The sequence below is a fragment of the Gordonia humi genome (assembly GCF_014197435.1).
Classification (GTDB): domain Bacteria; phylum Actinomycetota; class Actinomycetes; order Mycobacteriales; family Mycobacteriaceae; genus Gordonia; species Gordonia humi.
In genome coordinates this window covers 2636248-2652787 of sequence record NZ_JACIFP010000001.1, presented here as the reverse complement: position 1 = coordinate 2652787, position 16540 = coordinate 2636248, and the positions used below count along the sequence as shown (strand labels likewise).

The following is a 16540-nucleotide window of genomic DNA, read 5'->3' as shown; positions in this document are numbered from 1 at the left end:
GTCACAGCGACCGCGAGATGACTTCCTTCATGATCTCGTTGGTGCCACCGAAGATCAGCTGCACGCGGTTGTCCGCCCACAGGCGTGCGATCGGGTACTCGTTCATGTAGCCGTAGCCGCCGAACAGCTGCAGGCAGGTGTCGGCGACCTGCTGGGCGCGATCGGTGGTCCACCACTTGGCCATGGCGACCGTCGGGATGTCGAGTTCGCCGCGCAGGTGCTTCTCGATGCAGTCGTCGAGGAAGACGCGGGCCACGTGCGCCTCGGTCGCGACCTCGGCGAGCTTGAACTTGGTGTTCTGGAAGTTGAAGATCGGCTTGCCGAAGGCCTCGCGATCCTTGGTGTAGGCCAGCGTCTTCTCCAGGGCGATCTCCATGCCCGCGACGGCCGACACCGCGATGATCAGCCGCTCCTGCGGGAGCTGGGTCATCAGCTGGATGAAGCCGAGGCCTTCCTGATCGCCCAGCAGATTCGACTGCGGGACGCGCACGCCCGAGAAGTTGAGCTCGGCGGTGTCCTGCCCCTTCATGCCGACCTTGTCGAGGATGCGGCCGCGGCTGAAGCCCTCGCGGTCGGTCTCGACGAGGATCAGCGAGATGCCCTTGCCTCCGGCCGACGGGTCGGTCTTGGCGACGACGATCACCAGGTCGGCCTGGCCGCCGTTGGTGATGAAGGTCTTGTTGCCGTCGATGACGTAGTCGTCGCCGTCCTTGATGGCCTTGGTCTTGACGTTCTGCAGATCCGAGCCCGTGCCGGGCTCGGTCATCGCGATGGCTCCGACGACCTCGCCGGAGGCCATCTTCGGCAGCCACTGACGCTTCTGCTCCTCGGAGCCGTACGCGTAGATGTAGTGCGCGATGATGCCGTTGTGCAGGCTCTGTCCCCACGAGGCGTCGACGGCGCGCGCCTGCTCCTCGATCAGGACTGCCTCGTGTGCGAACGTACCGCCGCCACCGCCGTACTCCTCCGGAATCGACATGCAGAGCAGACCGAGCTCGCCGGCCTTGTTCCAGAGGTCGCGGTCGACGTGGTGCTGTTCGATGTAGCGCTCGGTGTTCGGTGCGACCTCCTTCTCGATGAAGCCTCGAGCCATCTCCCGCAGCGCGGACAGATCGTCAGTTTCCCAGGTGGGACGAGCCATGAGTGCATACCAATCGTCAGTGATTTTTTCTTCGCTGGCGATACTAACACCACTCAATGACAGAATCCGGCCGGGATACACCCGGTCGGATTCTGTTACATATATCTACTTATGCGACGGGTCGGTCAGGCGTTGCCCTTCGACCACTCGGCCCACGAGAGGTTCCAGTCGCCGAGTCCGTCGTTGACCGGAAGGACGTCGCCGACGGTGTTCTTGACGGTCACGGGATCACCGCGCAGGGTGTTCTGCATGACCCAGAGGGCGTCGTCCGGACTGAGGTTCAGGCAGCCGTGCGACGTGTTGGTGTTGCCCTGCGCCCACACCGACCACGGTGCCGAGTGCAGGTAGATGCCGCTGTACGACATCTGGGTCGCGTAGTCGACCGGCGTGCGATAGCCGCTCGGCGAGTCGGTCGGCACACCGTACGTGGACGAGTCCATGATGATGTGCTCCACGCGGTCGCCGATGATGTAGATGCCGTTGTTCGTCGCATTGCCCGGCTCGCCCATCGACGTCGGCATCCGGCGGATCACCTTGCCGTCGCGCTTGACGACGACGATCTTGTTCTTGTCGTCGACGAACATCTCCAGATCGCGACCGACCTTGAACGACGACGACTCGTTCTGCTGACCGAACATGCCGTTGCCCAGGTCGATGCCGAAGATGTTCACCTTCACATCGACCTTCGTGCCGGGCTTCCAGAACTCCTTGGGACGCCAGCGCACCTCCTGATCGCTGATCCAGTAGAACGCACCGTCGACCTGAGGGTTCGTGGTGATCTTGATCGCGTTCTGCGCGGCCTTGCGGTCGCTGATCGCCTCGTCGAAGCGGACGCCGACGGTCTGTGCGATGCCCACGGTCTCGTTCTTACCCGGGCTGATGTACGCCGCCGTCTGATTCTCCGGGGAACGGGTGCGGAACTTGGTCGTGCTCGTGGTGGTGCCGCCGACGCCGGACGCCGTCGCGTCCACCGTGTAGCTGCGGCCGTAACCGAACGGCTCGGTGCTCGTCCACGTGGCCCCGCCGTCGCTGACCTCGCCCGAGATGAAGCCACCGCCCGCCTTCTTGATCTTGACGTCGGTGATCGCGCCCTCGGTGGCCTTGACGACGATGGGTTCGCCCGGCTGGACGCCAACCTCGTTCTTCGTCAGCGTCTCACCGCCCTCGTCCGTCACCGAGATCGCCGGCTTGATCATGTCGGAGAACTCACCGTCCGCGTGAACGTCGCTGCCGTAGCTGGTGCCACCGCACGCCGACACGAGTACCGTCGCCCCGACGAGCAGCGTGATCGCGGACGCCTTGACGCCCCGGCGACGGCCACTCAGAGTGATGCCCATCTTGCTCCAAACCTCTTCTTACTGTCCCCGGTCGGTGACCGCGGTCGATATCCAAAACGGACCGTGATCCGGTTCTCGTCGATTGTACGAGATGTCGACCGTGATGCTCGCTGACGAGACGGTCGAAGCGATTCCTCAGACGCCGAGAACCGCTGCTCACTGTGTCGCGGGCGTTGACGCCGACGTTACCGGTGAACAGTGGTTTCACTATCATGACGAATCGACAATCAGGATACCGGTGACCTCCGACAACGACCAGCGAACCACGCCAGATCACAGCGGTGTGACTCATTCGGTCGGACGAACCGTGCATGGACCCGTGGTTGAGAGTCACTGAACCGACGGCCGCCTTGTTCGAACGCCGTTCCGGAACCGGGCCCGCCCCGTGAACGGCGACGTGGAGAGATGGATGACTGCGGCGCGCTCGCCACGCGGCGGAGATGAGAAGCTGAGAAGGTCCGATCCGATGCAACGCCTCGATCCCGACGATCTCGACGACATTCCGTCTCGACTTCGACGACGACGTACGACGACACCATGGGAGCCGACCATGAGTCACCGGCACAAGCGCGTCCCCCGTTCCCTGAGCGCGCACGTTCGGCCGTGGGAGCGGACGGAGTCGTCGAGATGAGCACGATCGACCCGCGGGATCGACTGCGTCGGCGCCCATGGTTCCTGCCCGCCTTGCGTGGCACGATGTGGACGCTGTCGGGAGTGGTCGTCTTCGTCATCGCGTTCGTGCTGGCCGCGTACCCGTTCGAGGACAACGCATGGGCACTGGGACTGGTCGCGATTCCGATACTTCTCGTCGTCGCGGTCGGGATCACGGATGCGAACACCGAGGCACCCGCGCGGAAGGCCCGCTATCCATGGCCGTTCCTATTGTGGATGCTCGGGCTGTGGGCGACCAGCACAGGCGTCGGGCTACTCCTCGGCCGCGCATGGTCGGCCATGCCGGTTTCAGACGCGGAGTCCGAGGTGTCCGGTGGGACGCTCATCGTGCTCGGAGTGGTGTTCCTGCTCGCCGGGATCGCTCTGTCGGCCGCCGCGATCGTGTTGCGCGAGAGGCGAGGCCGACGCGCCCGACGTGCTCGGAGCGTCGAGCTGACCGGTCCCCGCGTGCCGGCGGTCGTGACCGAGGTGGGCCGTCACCGCGGCGACGACACCGTCAGACTCTGGAACATCACCCTGCGATTCACCGACTCTCACGGCACCGACCGCTGGCACCGTGCCGTCCACCACCGGGCGCTCCCCGTCGGGAGCAGACGCTGGATCCGTTACGACCCAGATAAGCCGGGGCGCAGATCGACCCTGTTCGTCGAATGGGAGAATCGGGTATGAAGACTCTGCTACTCGGCGCCCGCGGCGCGGTCGGCGCGGTGGTGCGCCAGGAACTCATCCGAGCCGGACATCATGTGACGACCGCCGGCCGCACCCACGACAGCGATGCGGTCATCGACGTGCACGCCGATCTCGCACCATTGGCTGCGCAGGCGCAGAACCACGATGTGGTCGTCAACGCATCGGGTGTCGAACGAGCGGACCTGGTACACGCGACGGGATCGACCCCACTGGTGGAGATCTCGGCGACCGGCAGCTATCTCGAAGAACTGCGCGGCGTCGGCGGCGACAACCCGGTGCTGCTGGGCGCCGGTCTGGCGCCCGGCGCGAGCACCGTCCTCGTCGCATCTCTGCACAGCCGCCCCGGCGACGACATCGACGTCCTCATCATGCTCGGCTCCGGGGAACAGCACGGCCCGGCCGCGGTGGAGTGGACGGCCGACCTCGTCGGGAATGACGTCTACCGCCCACCCGAGAGCGAGAGGATCAGAAACCTCGTCACAAGCGTCCGATCATCAGGTCCGGACGGGAAGACGCGGCGCTATCTTCGCGCAGACTTCCCCGACCACATCCTGCTCGGCGATCGAGACGGGACGAAGATCCGCTCGTACCTCACCCTGAGCTCTGCTCCTATGACGACAGCGCTGCAGGTCCTCGGGCGAGTGCCCGCACTGCGACGAACCCTGGGCGCCAGTCCGCACCTCGGCTCGGACGCGTGGCACATCGTGGCCAGGAATCGACGCACCGGACAACAGCTGTACGCACGCGGACACGCCCAGTCGGTGACCACCGGGCGTCTGACGGCACTCGCCGCGACCCGTGTAGTCCAGCCCGGATTGACCGGACCGACGACCATGGCGGACATCGCGACGCTCGACGACCTCGAGTCCGCCGGGGCGACGACCGGTTGATCACAGTCCTGATCCGGTCGACGCCCGCGACGCCAGACAGGTCCTATGAATGACGGCCCCGAGCGCGTCGCACCGAATCTGTGTCGGAGACGGAGGCTAGACGCGAGAAAGCCCCTCACCGACGTTTCCGCTGGTGAGGGGCTTGCCTGTGCGCCATCAGGGACTCGAACCCCGAACCCGCTGATTAAGAGTCAGCTGCTCTGCCAATTGAGCTAATGGCGCTTGGCTTTGCTCGGCCTGTCGGCGTTGCGAGGAAAACATTAACAGGAGGTTCGTGGAGAACCCAAATCGCCTGGTGGACGGGATAAACGACTCAGTCCGTCGATCCGCACCAGGACCTGGAACGGATCGACGGACCGAGAGGTCTCGACTTCGCTCGACCAGCGAGACGCGCACCACTGGCGAGACGCGCTCGCCGGTCCGTCAGCGCACGATCTTGCGGATCACCAGAACGACGACGACCGCGCCGACACCGGCCAGGCCGTACTTGACCGCGGGTGTGTTCACGATCGCGATCGCCTTGTTCTTGGCGTCGTCGGCGAGCCGCTGCGGGTTCGCCTTCACCGCCAATTGATCGAGCGTCTTCGCGAGATCCTCGCGCGCCTGGGCGATCTCCTTCTCGATCCGTTCGGTGTCACCGGCCACGGTCGTCCTCCACTGTTCGTCGACGTATGAGTTCTCTTCGGGTCGAGCCTACAAGGCTCGATCGTCTCACCCATCGGATAGCCTGGCCGTATGTCGGAGAACGCACGTCTCGCCGTAGGCGACAAAGCCCCTGATTTCACTCTTCTGGACTCCACGGAGAAGCCCGTCTCCCTCTCGGACTACGCGGGACGCAAGGTGATCGTGTACTTCTACCCCGCCGCGATGACGCCGGGGTGCACCAAGCAGGCGTGCGACTTCCGCGACAGCCTCGCGGAGTTGAACGGTCAGGGCATCGACGTGATCGGCGTCTCCCCCGACAAGCCCGCGAAGCTGGCCAAGTTCGTCGAACGCGACGAGCTGACCTTCCCGCTCCTGAGCGACCCCGACAAGGAGGTCCTCACCGCGTGGGGTGCGTTCGGTGAGAAGAAGATGTACGGCAAGGTGGTGCAGGGCGTGATCCGTTCCACCTTCCTCGTCGACGAGAGCGGCGTCATCCAGGCCGCGCAGTACAACGTGCGCGCCACCGGGCATGTGGCGAAGCTGCGCCGCGACCTGTCGATCTGACAGCGCGACTGCGAGCATGACCGACCTGGACGCAATCGAGCCCCTGGTACCGCGCAAGCGGCCGACCCAGGAGCGCAGCAGGCGCACGTTCGACGCCATCCTGTCGTCCGCGCGCGAGGTGCTCATCGACGTCGGATTCGACTCGCTCACGTGCGAACAGATCGCCCAGCGCGCAGATCTGCCGATCGGCACCATCTATCAGTACTTCGCGAACAAGTACGTCGTGGTCTGCGAGCTCGACCGGCAGGACACCACGGCGGTCAGCGCCGAGCTGTCGGAGTTCGCGTCGGAGATCCCCTCGCTCAAGTGGCCGCAGCTCCTCGAGAAGTTCATGGACCACCTCGCGGAGCTGTGGCGCACCGATCCGTCGCGGCGGGCGGTATGGCTGGCCGTGCAGTCGACGCCCGCGACTCGTGCGACGGCGTCGATCACCGAGAAGATCCTCGCCGAACAGGTGGCGCACATCCTGGCGCCGCTCACCCCCAGTTCGCAGCGTGAACGTCGGCAGATGATGGCCGAAGTGCTGGTGCACGCGGCGTACTCGCTGTTGAGCTTCTCGGTGCAGCCTCCGCACGATCACGAGAAGGTCGTCGGCGAGCTCAAACGCATGTTGGCCGGTTACCTGCTCCTCGAGGAGTCCGTCGCCTAGCGAGATCGTCGACCGATCACGGGTGCGAGAGCGGCTACGACGACTGGCGGCCCCAGACGATATGAACGGCGCCCGTCCCGCATGCCGCGGGACGGGCGCCGTCCTGTGTCCGTTCGTGCTCAGTCGGCGGGTCGCTCCTCCAGAACCGCCACGGCGGCCGCCATGTCGCCGTCATGGGTCAGCGACACGTGGATCTGCAGGTGCCCGATCGCGTTGGCCAGGTCGCCGTGCAGGCGGACGCGGGGGCGTCCGTGCGCGTCGGTCTGGATCTCGACCTCGTTGACCGCCGTCTCCGGGAGCAACGGGGGCAGACCGAACCGGCTCGACGACCACGCTTTGATCACGGCCTCGCGAGCCGCCCAGCGGGCCGCGAGGTTGCGTGCGCCGTCACCGGTCCGATCGGCGACGTCCCGCCGCTCCCCGACCGAGAAGTGGCCGATGAACGTCGATCCGGGCGTGGACAACTGCTCGCTGAACTCGGGCACCGACACCATGTCGATGCCCACTCCGACGACACTCATGCGGTGTACGTGCCTTCCGCGTCGAGACGAGCGGCCGGATCCAGGAGCACAGCGGACTCCGCGGTGTGCTCGTCGGCGTCACCGAACCGGCGCCCCTCCGGGCGCTCGTACGCCGGGGCTCCACCGCACATCGACGACAGCAGACGCTGCCTGCCGTCACGCAGACGGGCCGCCGCCGCACGGCGGTAGTCCTCGCGCACCGCGCCGTCGAGCGAGGAGACGAACGCCTCCGGGTGCACGACGGCGATGAGACCGGACACGTGGCCGAAGCCGAGGCTGGTCAGCAGACCCGCCTTGAGCGGGAACCGCTCCCCCATCCGCAACGTCTCGCGCGGCCACACGAGGTGCGGGTACTCGGCCATCTTCTCGTCGACGCAGTCGAGGCTGCGATTCGGCGGAACGATGCCGTCGCGGAGCACCTGGCACAGGCCGATCAGCTGGAAGGCGGCGGCGCCGCCCTTGGCGTGACCGGTCAGCGACTTCTGCGAGACGACGAACAGCGGGGCGCCGTCGCCGCGGCCGATGGCCCCGGCCAGACGCTCGTGCAGTTCCGACTCGTTCGGGTCGTTGGCGCGAGTCGACGTGTCGTGCTTGGACACGACCGCCACATCGTCGGGGCTCACCCCGAGCGAGGCCAGCGACGTCGCCAGCGGCGACGAACCCTGTCCCCGAGCGGCGCCCAGCGCACCCAGGCCGGGAGCCGGGATCGAGGTGTGCACACCGTCGCCGAAGCTCTGCGCCCACGCCACAACGCCGAGGACCGGCAGGCCCAGTTGCGCGGCCACGTCGCCGCGGGCCAGCAGGACGGTGCCGCCGCCGGCCGACTCGACGAAGCCGCCGCGTCGACGGTCGTTGGCGCGCGAGTAGCGACGCTCGTCGATGCCCTTGGCCGTCATGGTCGCCGAGTCGGCGGTGGCCGACATGTCGCCGAATCCGACGATTCCCTCGATGCCGAGGTCGTCGAAGCCGCCGGCGACGGCGAACAGCGCCTTGCCCAGGCGGATCTTGTCGGCGCCCTCTTCGACCGAGACCGCGGCCGTCGCACACGCGGCGACCGGGTGGATCATCGCACCGTACGAACCGATGTACGACTGGACGACGTGCGCGGCGACGACGTTCGGCAGCGCCTCCTGCAGGATGTCGTTCGCCTTCGACTCGCCGAGCAGCGTGTCGACGTAGAGCGAGCGCATCGACGTCATACCGCCCATGCCGGTGCCCTGCGTGTTGGCGACCAGACCCGGGTGGACCCAGCGCATCAGTTCGGACGGCGTCAGACCCGCGGTGAGGAACGCGTCGACGGTGGCGACGAGGTTCCACAGGGCGACGCGGTCGACGGACTCGGCCATGTCGGGCGAGACGCCCCAGCGGACCGGGTCGAAGCCGGTCGGGATCTGACCGCCGACGGTCCGCGTCAACTCGAAACGACGCGGGACCCGGATCTCGGTGCCGGCCAGGCGGGTCACCGACCAGTCGCCCGATTCGAGGGCGACGATCCGGGTGCGTTCCGGGTCGGCCGAGGCGAAGGCGCGGGCCGCCGCCTCGTTCGGGACGGTGAACGTCAGATCGTCGTCGAGGAACACCGACTCCAACAGCGGCGACGTGCCGTCGACCATCGCGCCCTCGTCGGCGTACCGGCGGATGCCGCACCGCTCGACGACGGCGTCGTGGTAACGGTCGGCGATGTCGGCCTCGGCGACCGGGTCACCCGATTCGACGTCGTACCAGCCGGGCTTGGGGGTCTCCTCCCAAGTCACCAGTCCGGTGTTCCAGGCCAGTTCGAGCACTCCCGCGGCCGAGAGCTTCTCGTCGACCTCCATCTCGAAGCGCGTACGCGCCGAACCGTACGGTCCCACCTCACCCGCTCCGACGATGACCACCATGTCCTCGGGGCGCGCGGTGACCTCGGGCCACGCGTGCGCGGTCGGCAGGTCGGCGCGGGCCGGTGCGGACAGCGCTGCCACCAGCGGGTTGACCGGGGCGTCGACATCGGTCTCGTCGACGGCCGGGGCGGCGGCCTGCGCCTGTGCGGCGAGAGCCTTCAGGTCGATGTTCGGGTCCAGGCCCGCGGTCAGGTCGGCGATGACCGGCTCGCGGCGGGCGTTCTCCCGGATGCCGTCGCTGCAGAGGGCCACCAGCTCGGCGGCCATCTCGTCGGTGCTCCAGGTGCGGACGCCCGCGGCCTCGACCGCGGCGACCATCCCGTCGTTGGCGCCCATCAGTCCGGTGCCGCGCACCCAGCCGATGAGGGCGTGCGCGAGCGTGGTGCGCGAGCCCCAGGACTCCTCGGCGCCCCAGCGGGTGACGAGGGCGTCGAGTGCGGCCTTCGACTCGCCGTACGCGCCGTCGCCGCCGAACATGCCGCGGTTCGGCGAGCCCGGCAGCACGACGTGCAGTCGCGAGTCGAGGTCGTGGTCGGCGCCGATGGCGCCGAGTCCGGCGATCATCCGCTCGACCGACCAGAGCAGGACCTTCATCTCCAGCTCGGCGCGACCGCCCGCGTCGGTGAGATCGCCCGCGACCCGAGGTGCGGCGAACGGGAACAGCAGTGTCGGGGCGAGGGCCTCCTTGATGACGCCGGTCATGGCACCCAGATTCTCCGTCTGCTCGCTGCCGATCCACTCGACCACCGCGTCGACGTCGACGTACGACGCGAGGTTCGCCGGGACCACCCAGAGGGCGGCGCCGTGTGCCGCGTGGTCGCGGTAGAGCTTCTTATAGTACGCGAGGCGGCTGCTGTTCAGACGCGAGGTGGTGGCGACGACCGTCGCTCCCCCTCCGAGCAACTTGCCGATGACCGACGCCGCGATCGAATCGGGTGATCCCCCGGTGACGACGGCGACGTCGTCGGCGAACTCGCCGCGCTCGGCCGACTCAGCGGCCTCGGCGATCGCCGCGAACAGGCGAGCGTGGACACGGAAGCCACGGTGCAGCGCCTTGCCCTGCCACCAGGTGGCGTGCTCGGCGACGGTCGCGCCGGTCCCGCGCAGGCGGCCGACGATCGCGTCGTGGTCGGCGTCCACGACCGCCTCGTCTTCGAGCCAGAGGCGGGCGAGGTCTTCGCGTGCGCTGGCCCAGCGATCGTCGAGCAGCACGGCGCGACGCTCGTCGAACGACGGCGTGACGGTGCGGACCCAGTCGGCGCCCAGTTCGTCACTGATCCGCTGCGCGGCGATCGCATTCGGATCGTCGAGGACCTCGCCCGCGGATTCGAGGTCGACCAGGCCGAGCTTGGTCAGGATGGTGGTGGCCGTCGCGGCGAGGACGCCGTCCGGGCCGGTCACCTGGTCGGCGAAGGCGTCCAGTGCCGCCGAGTCGACGGCGCCACCGCCCGCCGAGGCCGCCGCGGGCAGTTCGACGGCCACACCGCGTGCGGCGCCGACCGAGCGGACCGCGCGGTCGATGAGTCCGTCGAGATCCGTCGCAGTGGCGACGCCGCCGTCGAGCAGATCGCCGAGGTCGCCGCCGCGGACGCTGACGCCCTCACGCGAGCCGAGGGCCACCGCGACCAGTGTGTGCTGCGCCCAGCCCGAGCCGAGCTGCCAGGTGTCGGTGACGCGGTCGGTGATGTAGGCCTGACGCTTGCCGGTCGGGCCCGCCACCTTGCGGATCTGGTCGCCGACGGCGTCGGTCAACACGTCGCCGAGCGGCTTGTAGCCGCGGGCGAGGGTCTCGACGGTGGCCGCCAACGCGGTCATGTCGGCTTCGGCGGCTCCGTCGATGGCACCGAGACCGAGCTCACCGCCGATATCGAGGAGCAGCTGGTTGCGGCGCGAGGAGACGCCGTCGCACAGCGACTCGATGGTGTCGGCAGCACCGATCTGTGCCGGGGTCATCTTGGTCCACAGGGCGATGACGGCGCGGACCGCATCGGCCGGACCGAAGGCGATGTCGGCCGGACGGGGGCCGGCGGCGGCCGCGGTCGGCACCGGAGCGGCGGCGACCGGAGCGGCGTCGGCCACGGGTGCCTCGGGCGCCGGGGCGTCGTCGGCGACGTCCTCATCGACCGGCTCGGGGGCGCTGTCCTCGCCGCGGAGCAGTTGCTCGTCGCTCTCGACGTTGAGGACCTCGGTGGCCGAGGCGCCGTACGGGGCGAGCTTGAGGGTGTTGCGGGCCAGACCGGTCAGCGTCGGTGCGGACTTGACGCCCACCTCGACGAAACGCTCGATTCCCAGACCACCCTGTTCGACGGTCGAGAACAACAGGTCCTGCGTCTCGATCCAGCGGACCGGGCTGGCGAACTGCCAGGCCAGGAGCTCGATGAGCATGACGCGGGCCAATGCGGCCGGCTGCGCCGCCCACCTGTCCCAGTCGGCGAGCACCGTGTCGAGCGGGTCGGAGGGGACGAGGTCGGCGATCTCCTGGACGAAGTCGCGGCCCAGGTTGAACAGGCGCGGCACCAGGTTCGGGATGTAGTTGCCGACGAGGATGTCCGGGTCGATCACCTCGGGCAGCAGTTCGTCGAGCTTGCCGCGGAACTCCGGCACCCCGGCGCGCAGCACCGTCGAGTGGAACGGCACATCGATGCCCGGCACCAGGATGAAGGCGCGTTTGCCGCCGAACTCGGCGCGACGACGGTCGATCTCGGTCTCCAGGAGTTCGAGGCCGCGGACGGTGCCCGCGATCGCGTACTGCGATCCGAGCAGGTTGAGGTTCACGACCTGCAGGAACTCGTCGTTCGCCTCGCCGAGGTCGGCGACGAAGGCCTCGACCTCGTCGTCGGCCAGGCCGAACTGGCTCGGACGGATGGCGGCCATGCGGTAGTCGCTGCGACCCTTCTCATCGCGCGGCACCAGGTGGTGCATCGCGCTGCCGCGCTGGAAGACGACCTCGAGGACGGCTTCGAGCGGGAGGACCCCCGCGCATGCGGCGAGCGCGTTGTACTCGCCGACCGAGTGACCGCAGGTGATCGAGCCTTCGACGAAGGCCCCGGCCTCACGGAGTTCGGCGATCTGCGCCACGCCCAGCACGGCCATGGCGACCTGGGTGAACTGCGTCAGGAACAGCACGCCGTCGGGGTGGTGATAGGTGACGCCGCCTGCGACGAGAGTCGTCGGGTTGTCGCGGACCACGGCCAGGATGGAGAAGCCGAGGGCCTTGCGGGTGTGCTTGTCGGCGCGGTCCCAGATCTCGCGGGCCGCAGCGCTGCGCGACCGGGCGTCCAGGCCCATGCCCTTGCTCTGAATGCCTTGGCCGGGGAACGCGTACACGGTGCGGGGGGCGTCGAGCAGCCCGGTGGCTGCCATGACGAGTTCGCCGTCGACCTTGGCCGTCACCTCGATCACCTCGCGCCCCGCGTCGATGCCGACCCGGTCGACGCGGACGTCGACGACGTCGCCGAGCCGGACCATGCCGAGGAAGCGCGCCGTCCACCCGCGCAGTGCGCGCGGTGCCGGGACGGGGTCGGCGATCGAGGCGGCGGTGACGACCTGCTGCGCCATCGCCGAGAGCCACATGCCGTGCACGATCGGGTCTCCCAGCCCGGCCAGGCGCGCGGCGAGCGCGTCGACGTGGATGGGGTTGCGGTCGCCGGAGACGACCGCGAAGCCGTTCATCCGGGTCGGTGCGGTGACCGTCGCCGAGCGCAGATGCTTACGAGTGCCGGTGCGTTCGTCGGCGACGGCGCCGCCGGCGCGGACGGGATCGGTCAGGGTGGCCTCGCCGGTGCGGTTGCGGATGGCGAAGCGCTCGGTCAGGTGCGCGACCGGCTTCTCGCCGTCGGTCACCTCCACCTCGATCTCGACGACGCGGCCCACGTCGGCGTCGGAGACACCGGTGCAGCGAGCGGCCACGGTCAGCTCGGTGTCGACGGTCGGCAGAGCGTTCTCGACGGTGATCGCGTGGTCGAGGTGGACCAGGTCGAGCAGGCCTTCGACGACCGGCAGACCGGTGTCGGTGGTGACGGCGCCGATGACGCTGAAGACGGTCGGCCAGCACGCGACGACGAGCGCGTCGGGGACGGCGAAACCGTTCGGCGAGATCGGGGTCACTGGGCTCAGCGCCGCGGGGAGCGCGCCTCCGGTGGCCCCGCTGTGGTCGGCGACCGAGTCGGCGCGCCAGGCGACGGTGCCGCTCACAGCGCCGTCGACGACGGTCTCCAGGGCGCCGCCGGCGGCGACGGTGAGCAGTTCGCGCATGGCGCTCGCCGCGCCGGCGGTGGCCACGCGAGGGCTGCCGCCGTCGACCACCCGCAGGTCGCCGATGAACGGGATGCGCAGCGTCGACCCCGAGATCGGGACGGTCAGGTCCAGACGGATCTCGTCGTCGGCGGCCTCGGCGTCGGGGACGAGTTCGAGCACCGCACCGCTCGGATGCTCGGCGCGCTCGCCCTCGACGGCCCATTCCTCGCGGTCGCCGAGCAGGGCGATCGGGTTGCGGACCTGACGGCCCGCCCAGAGGACGTCCTCGGCCTCGATGAGGATGCTCAGCGGGCTTGACGAGTCGACGATGCCGCGGCGACGGCGCGCGGCGACCACCTCGGGCTCGGCGCCGATCGCGCGCAGATCGGCGATCACCCGGCTCTCGAAACGGTTCAGCAGATCACCGACGGGCTCGTCGGCGGTCGTGATGCCCGCGACGGCGACGGTGCCCGGGATGATGCAGACCTCGTCGGCGCTGTAGCGCGCATCGTGCGCCTGCCACAGGGAGTCGCTGCGCCACCAGCGGCGCACGTCCTTGTCGATCACGGGCACGAAGTTCACCGGCTTGCCCGCGGTGCGGCACAGGCCGAGGAAGAACGCGACGTCGGCCGGGTGCAGGATATCGGCGTCGACCGCCGGGAAGGCCTCGGCGATCTGCGCGAGCGCGGCGTGTGCGTCGGTGATGCGCTCGCCGAACAGCGACTCGAACTCGCCCGAGTCCTTCTCGTGCATACGGGCCTCGGTGCGACGCAGCATGTCGGCGAAGCGCTGCTCCCAGGTGATGTCGGCCCACGGGTAGGCCTCCTCGGCGACGCCCACTGCCAGCTCCGCGTAACGCGTGAGCCACTCCAGGTAGGTCATCTCGGCGACGTCGCCGAAGTACGGCTTGGCGGTGCGGGCCATCGCGGCGATGATCTCGTCGCGACGCTCGGCGACGGCGTCGGCGTCACCGGCGACCTCGTCGAGCAGGCGGCCGCACTGGGAGGCCGAGTTGTCGATCTCGTGGATGTCCGCACCGAGCTGACTGCGGCCCGAGGCCATGCCGCCGACCGCGTGGCCGGCGCCGACCCATTCGGGGCAGCCCTGGGTCTCGACCAGCAGCTGCTTGACCTCCGGGGCGGTGGTGGCCTCGAGGGTCGCCATCGCGGCGGTGCCGATCAGGATGCCGTCGAGCGGCATCGCCGGATAGTCGTAGGCCTGTGACCACGCACCGGTGAGGTACTCCGACGCCCGCTCGGGGGTGCCGATGCCGCCGCCGACGGCGACGACGATGTTGGGGCGGTCACGGAGCTCGCCGTACGTGGCCAGGAGCAGATCGTCGAGGTCCTCCCACGAGTGGTGCCCGCCCGCGCGGCCGCCCTCGATCTGGACGATGATCGGGAACTGGGGGACCTGTGCCGCGATGCGAAGCACCGCGCGGATCTGGTCGACGGTGCCGGGTTTGAACGCGACGTAGTGCAGTCCGACCTCGGTGAACTCCTCGACGAGTGCGACGGCCTCCTCCAGCTCCGGAATGCCCGCGGTGATGATGACGCCGTCGATCGGGGCGCCCTGTGCGCGCGCCTTCTGCACCAGGCGCTTACCGCCGAGCTGCAGCTTCCACAGGTAGGGGTCGAGGAACAGGGAGTTGAACTGGACCTGGCGGTTCTCGTCCAGAAGGGTTTCGAGCTTGGCGACGTTGTCGGCGAAGATCTCCTCGGTCACCTGGCCGCCGCCCGCGAGTTCGGCCCAGTGCCCCGCGTTGGCCGCAGCCGCGACGATGGCCGGATCGACGGTGGTCGGGGTCATACCCGCCAGCAGCATCGGCGAGCGGCCGGTGAGTCGGGTGAACGCGGTGTCGACGCCCACGCGCCCGGTGGGCAGCGAGACCAGGCGCGGCGCGAAGTCGGACCAGCGACGGGCCACCGCAGGCACTCCGCCGGGAACGAACAGGCTGCGCTGACCGCGGCGGGTCGCCGCGGCGATCACGCCGACGCCCTGCCCGCGGACCAGCGGTGCGGCCAGTCGGGCGCCGATGTCCGACGGTCCGAAGTCGAGGATCCAGGAGGCGCCGGACGCGACGACGTCGCCGACCTGGTCGACCCAGTCGACGTGGTCCACGAGGACCCGGGTGGCGTGACCGCGTGCGAAGTCGGTGTCGAGACCGCAGCGGCTCGCCCACTCCTGCACGAGGTCCACGGCCGGGGCCAGATCGGGGTGATGGAACGGGACCGTGACGGGTAGTTCCTCGAAGACCGGTGCGAACGGCTTGCCGCCGGTGCGCTTGGCCTTGCGGTCGGCCGCCTCACGCTCGGCGCGCGCGTCGCAGAGGGCGGCGAAGCCGGTCAGATGGCGGGGCGCGCCCGCCAGCACCACCGAGCGACGGTTGTTGATGATCGCGACCGTGGGCAGTCCGGCGGTGCCCGCAGGCAGGGTGGCCGCGTACTCGGCGAGCATCGCGTCGACCTCGCGCGGGGCCACACCGGTCACGGCGACCATCGGCGAGGTGCCCGCGTGGTGGGAGTCGGCGACCCCCTGCAGGCCGGTACGGCGCGCGACGACGGTGGCCGCGGCGCCCATGAGGGTCGCCACGGCGAGGAGTTCGGCGTCGCTGTGCGCGCGGGGCTGTTCGGCGGTGGCGACGGCGTCGATCGCGATCAGGCCCTGCGAGTGGCCGATGACGGCGCTCGGCGGCAGTTCGGTGGTGATCAGACCCTGCTTCGCGAGGTTCTCCACAGCCGCGAGCTGGGTCAACAGGATGCCCGGCAACGACAGGTGCGCGGCGGCGAGCTCGTCGTCGCTCGGGACCGACGCCTCGCTGTCGAGAGCCTCCAGCCAGGTCGACGGCGCGAACCGGTCGCTGCCGACGGCGGCGAGCTCGTCGGACACCGGCGCGAGGATGCCCGCGGCGGCGTCCATGACCGACTCGATGTGCCGTCCGAGGTCGGCGTCGGCGACGAGTTCGGCCAGGCTCGACAGCCACGGACCGCCCTGCCCGCCGAAGCTGATCGCGTAGCTCTCCCCCGCGCTGAAGCGGTCGATGAGGCTGGTCGTCGAGTCTGCGGCATTGCTTGAGCGGAACTGGTCGAGGGTCACGGATACTCCTGTCGGCCTGCGTGCGTGAACGGGACCATCGTGGCACACGAACATGAGGAAACCCTCACGTTTTGGGGTGACCGCTAGGTATACCCGCGGGTAGACCCGGGGGTAACCGAACGGACCTGCGTCGGGAGAAATGTCGGTGATTGTGATCACAAGCCGCGTGTCCGGATGAGGCGTCATCCGTGGAGACGACAGACCGCTCCAGAATCGACG

9 protein-coding genes and 1 tRNA gene are annotated in these 16540 nt (G+C 69.0%); 4 read left to right on the top strand and 6 right to left on the bottom strand.

All coding sequences use genetic code 11. The features are described from left to right. Position 1: 1 nt before the first annotated feature. Both BKA16_RS12070 and BKA16_RS12065 read right to left on the bottom strand, forming a co-directional pair. The gene (locus tag BKA16_RS12070; RefSeq protein WP_183370881.1) at positions 2-1141 is read right to left on the bottom strand and encodes an acyl-CoA dehydrogenase family protein; all 1140 of its coding nucleotides are present in this window, start codon (positions 1139-1141) and stop codon (positions 2-4) included. A 125-nt stretch (positions 1142-1266) separates the two neighbouring features. Continuing rightward, positions 1267-2478, bottom strand: coding sequence for a L,D-transpeptidase (locus tag BKA16_RS12065; RefSeq protein WP_183370880.1), 1212 nt, complete (start codon positions 2476-2478; stop codon positions 1267-1269). 627 nt (positions 2479-3105) lie between these two features. Between BKA16_RS12065 and BKA16_RS23890 the strand changes: the two genes are divergently transcribed. Further along, positions 3106-3819, top strand: a complete 714-nt coding sequence (locus tag BKA16_RS23890; RefSeq protein WP_246371739.1) for a DUF3592 domain-containing protein — start codon at positions 3106-3108, stop codon at positions 3817-3819. Beyond that, the gene (locus tag BKA16_RS12055; protein ID WP_183370879.1) at positions 3816-4730 is read left to right on the top strand and encodes an NAD(P)-dependent oxidoreductase; all 915 of its coding nucleotides are present in this window, start codon (positions 3816-3818) and stop codon (positions 4728-4730) included. Before BKA16_RS23890 ends, BKA16_RS12055 begins: the two co-directional genes overlap by 4 nt. A gap of 149 nt (positions 4731-4879) precedes the next feature. Here BKA16_RS12055 and BKA16_RS12050 read toward each other — a convergent pair. Further along, positions 4880-4952: transfer RNA gene (locus BKA16_RS12050), tRNA-Lys, on the bottom strand. 201 nt (positions 4953-5153) lie between these two features. Further along, positions 5154-5375 (bottom strand): DUF3618 domain-containing protein, encoded by a 222-nt coding sequence (locus BKA16_RS12045; protein WP_183370878.1) that lies wholly within the window; start codon positions 5373-5375, stop codon positions 5154-5156. A gap of 90 nt (positions 5376-5465) precedes the next feature. Between BKA16_RS12045 and bcp the strand changes: the two genes are divergently transcribed. Both bcp and BKA16_RS12035 read left to right on the top strand, forming a co-directional pair. After that, complete coding sequence (gene bcp, locus BKA16_RS12040) at positions 5466-5939, top strand: thioredoxin-dependent thiol peroxidase (RefSeq protein ID WP_183370877.1); 474 nt, start codon at positions 5466-5468, stop codon at positions 5937-5939. Positions 5940-5955: 16 nt separating this feature from the next. Next, a complete protein-coding gene (locus tag BKA16_RS12035) occupies positions 5956-6588 on the top strand; it encodes a TetR/AcrR family transcriptional regulator (RefSeq protein WP_183370876.1) in 633 nt (210 codons plus the stop codon). A gap of 119 nt (positions 6589-6707) precedes the next feature. On the opposite strand, the gene acpS is transcribed toward BKA16_RS12035, so the two are convergent. Beyond that, positions 6708-7109 (bottom strand): holo-ACP synthase AcpS, encoded by a 402-nt coding sequence (gene acpS, locus BKA16_RS12030; RefSeq protein ID WP_183370875.1) that lies wholly within the window; start codon positions 7107-7109, stop codon positions 6708-6710. Next, on the bottom strand, positions 7106-16321 hold the full coding sequence (locus BKA16_RS12025) for a fatty acid synthase subunit beta domain-containing protein (RefSeq protein ID WP_343067394.1): 9216 nt from the start codon (positions 16319-16321) through the stop codon (positions 7106-7108). Before BKA16_RS12025 ends, acpS begins: the two co-directional genes overlap by 4 nt. Positions 16322-16540: the final 219 nt, after the last annotated feature.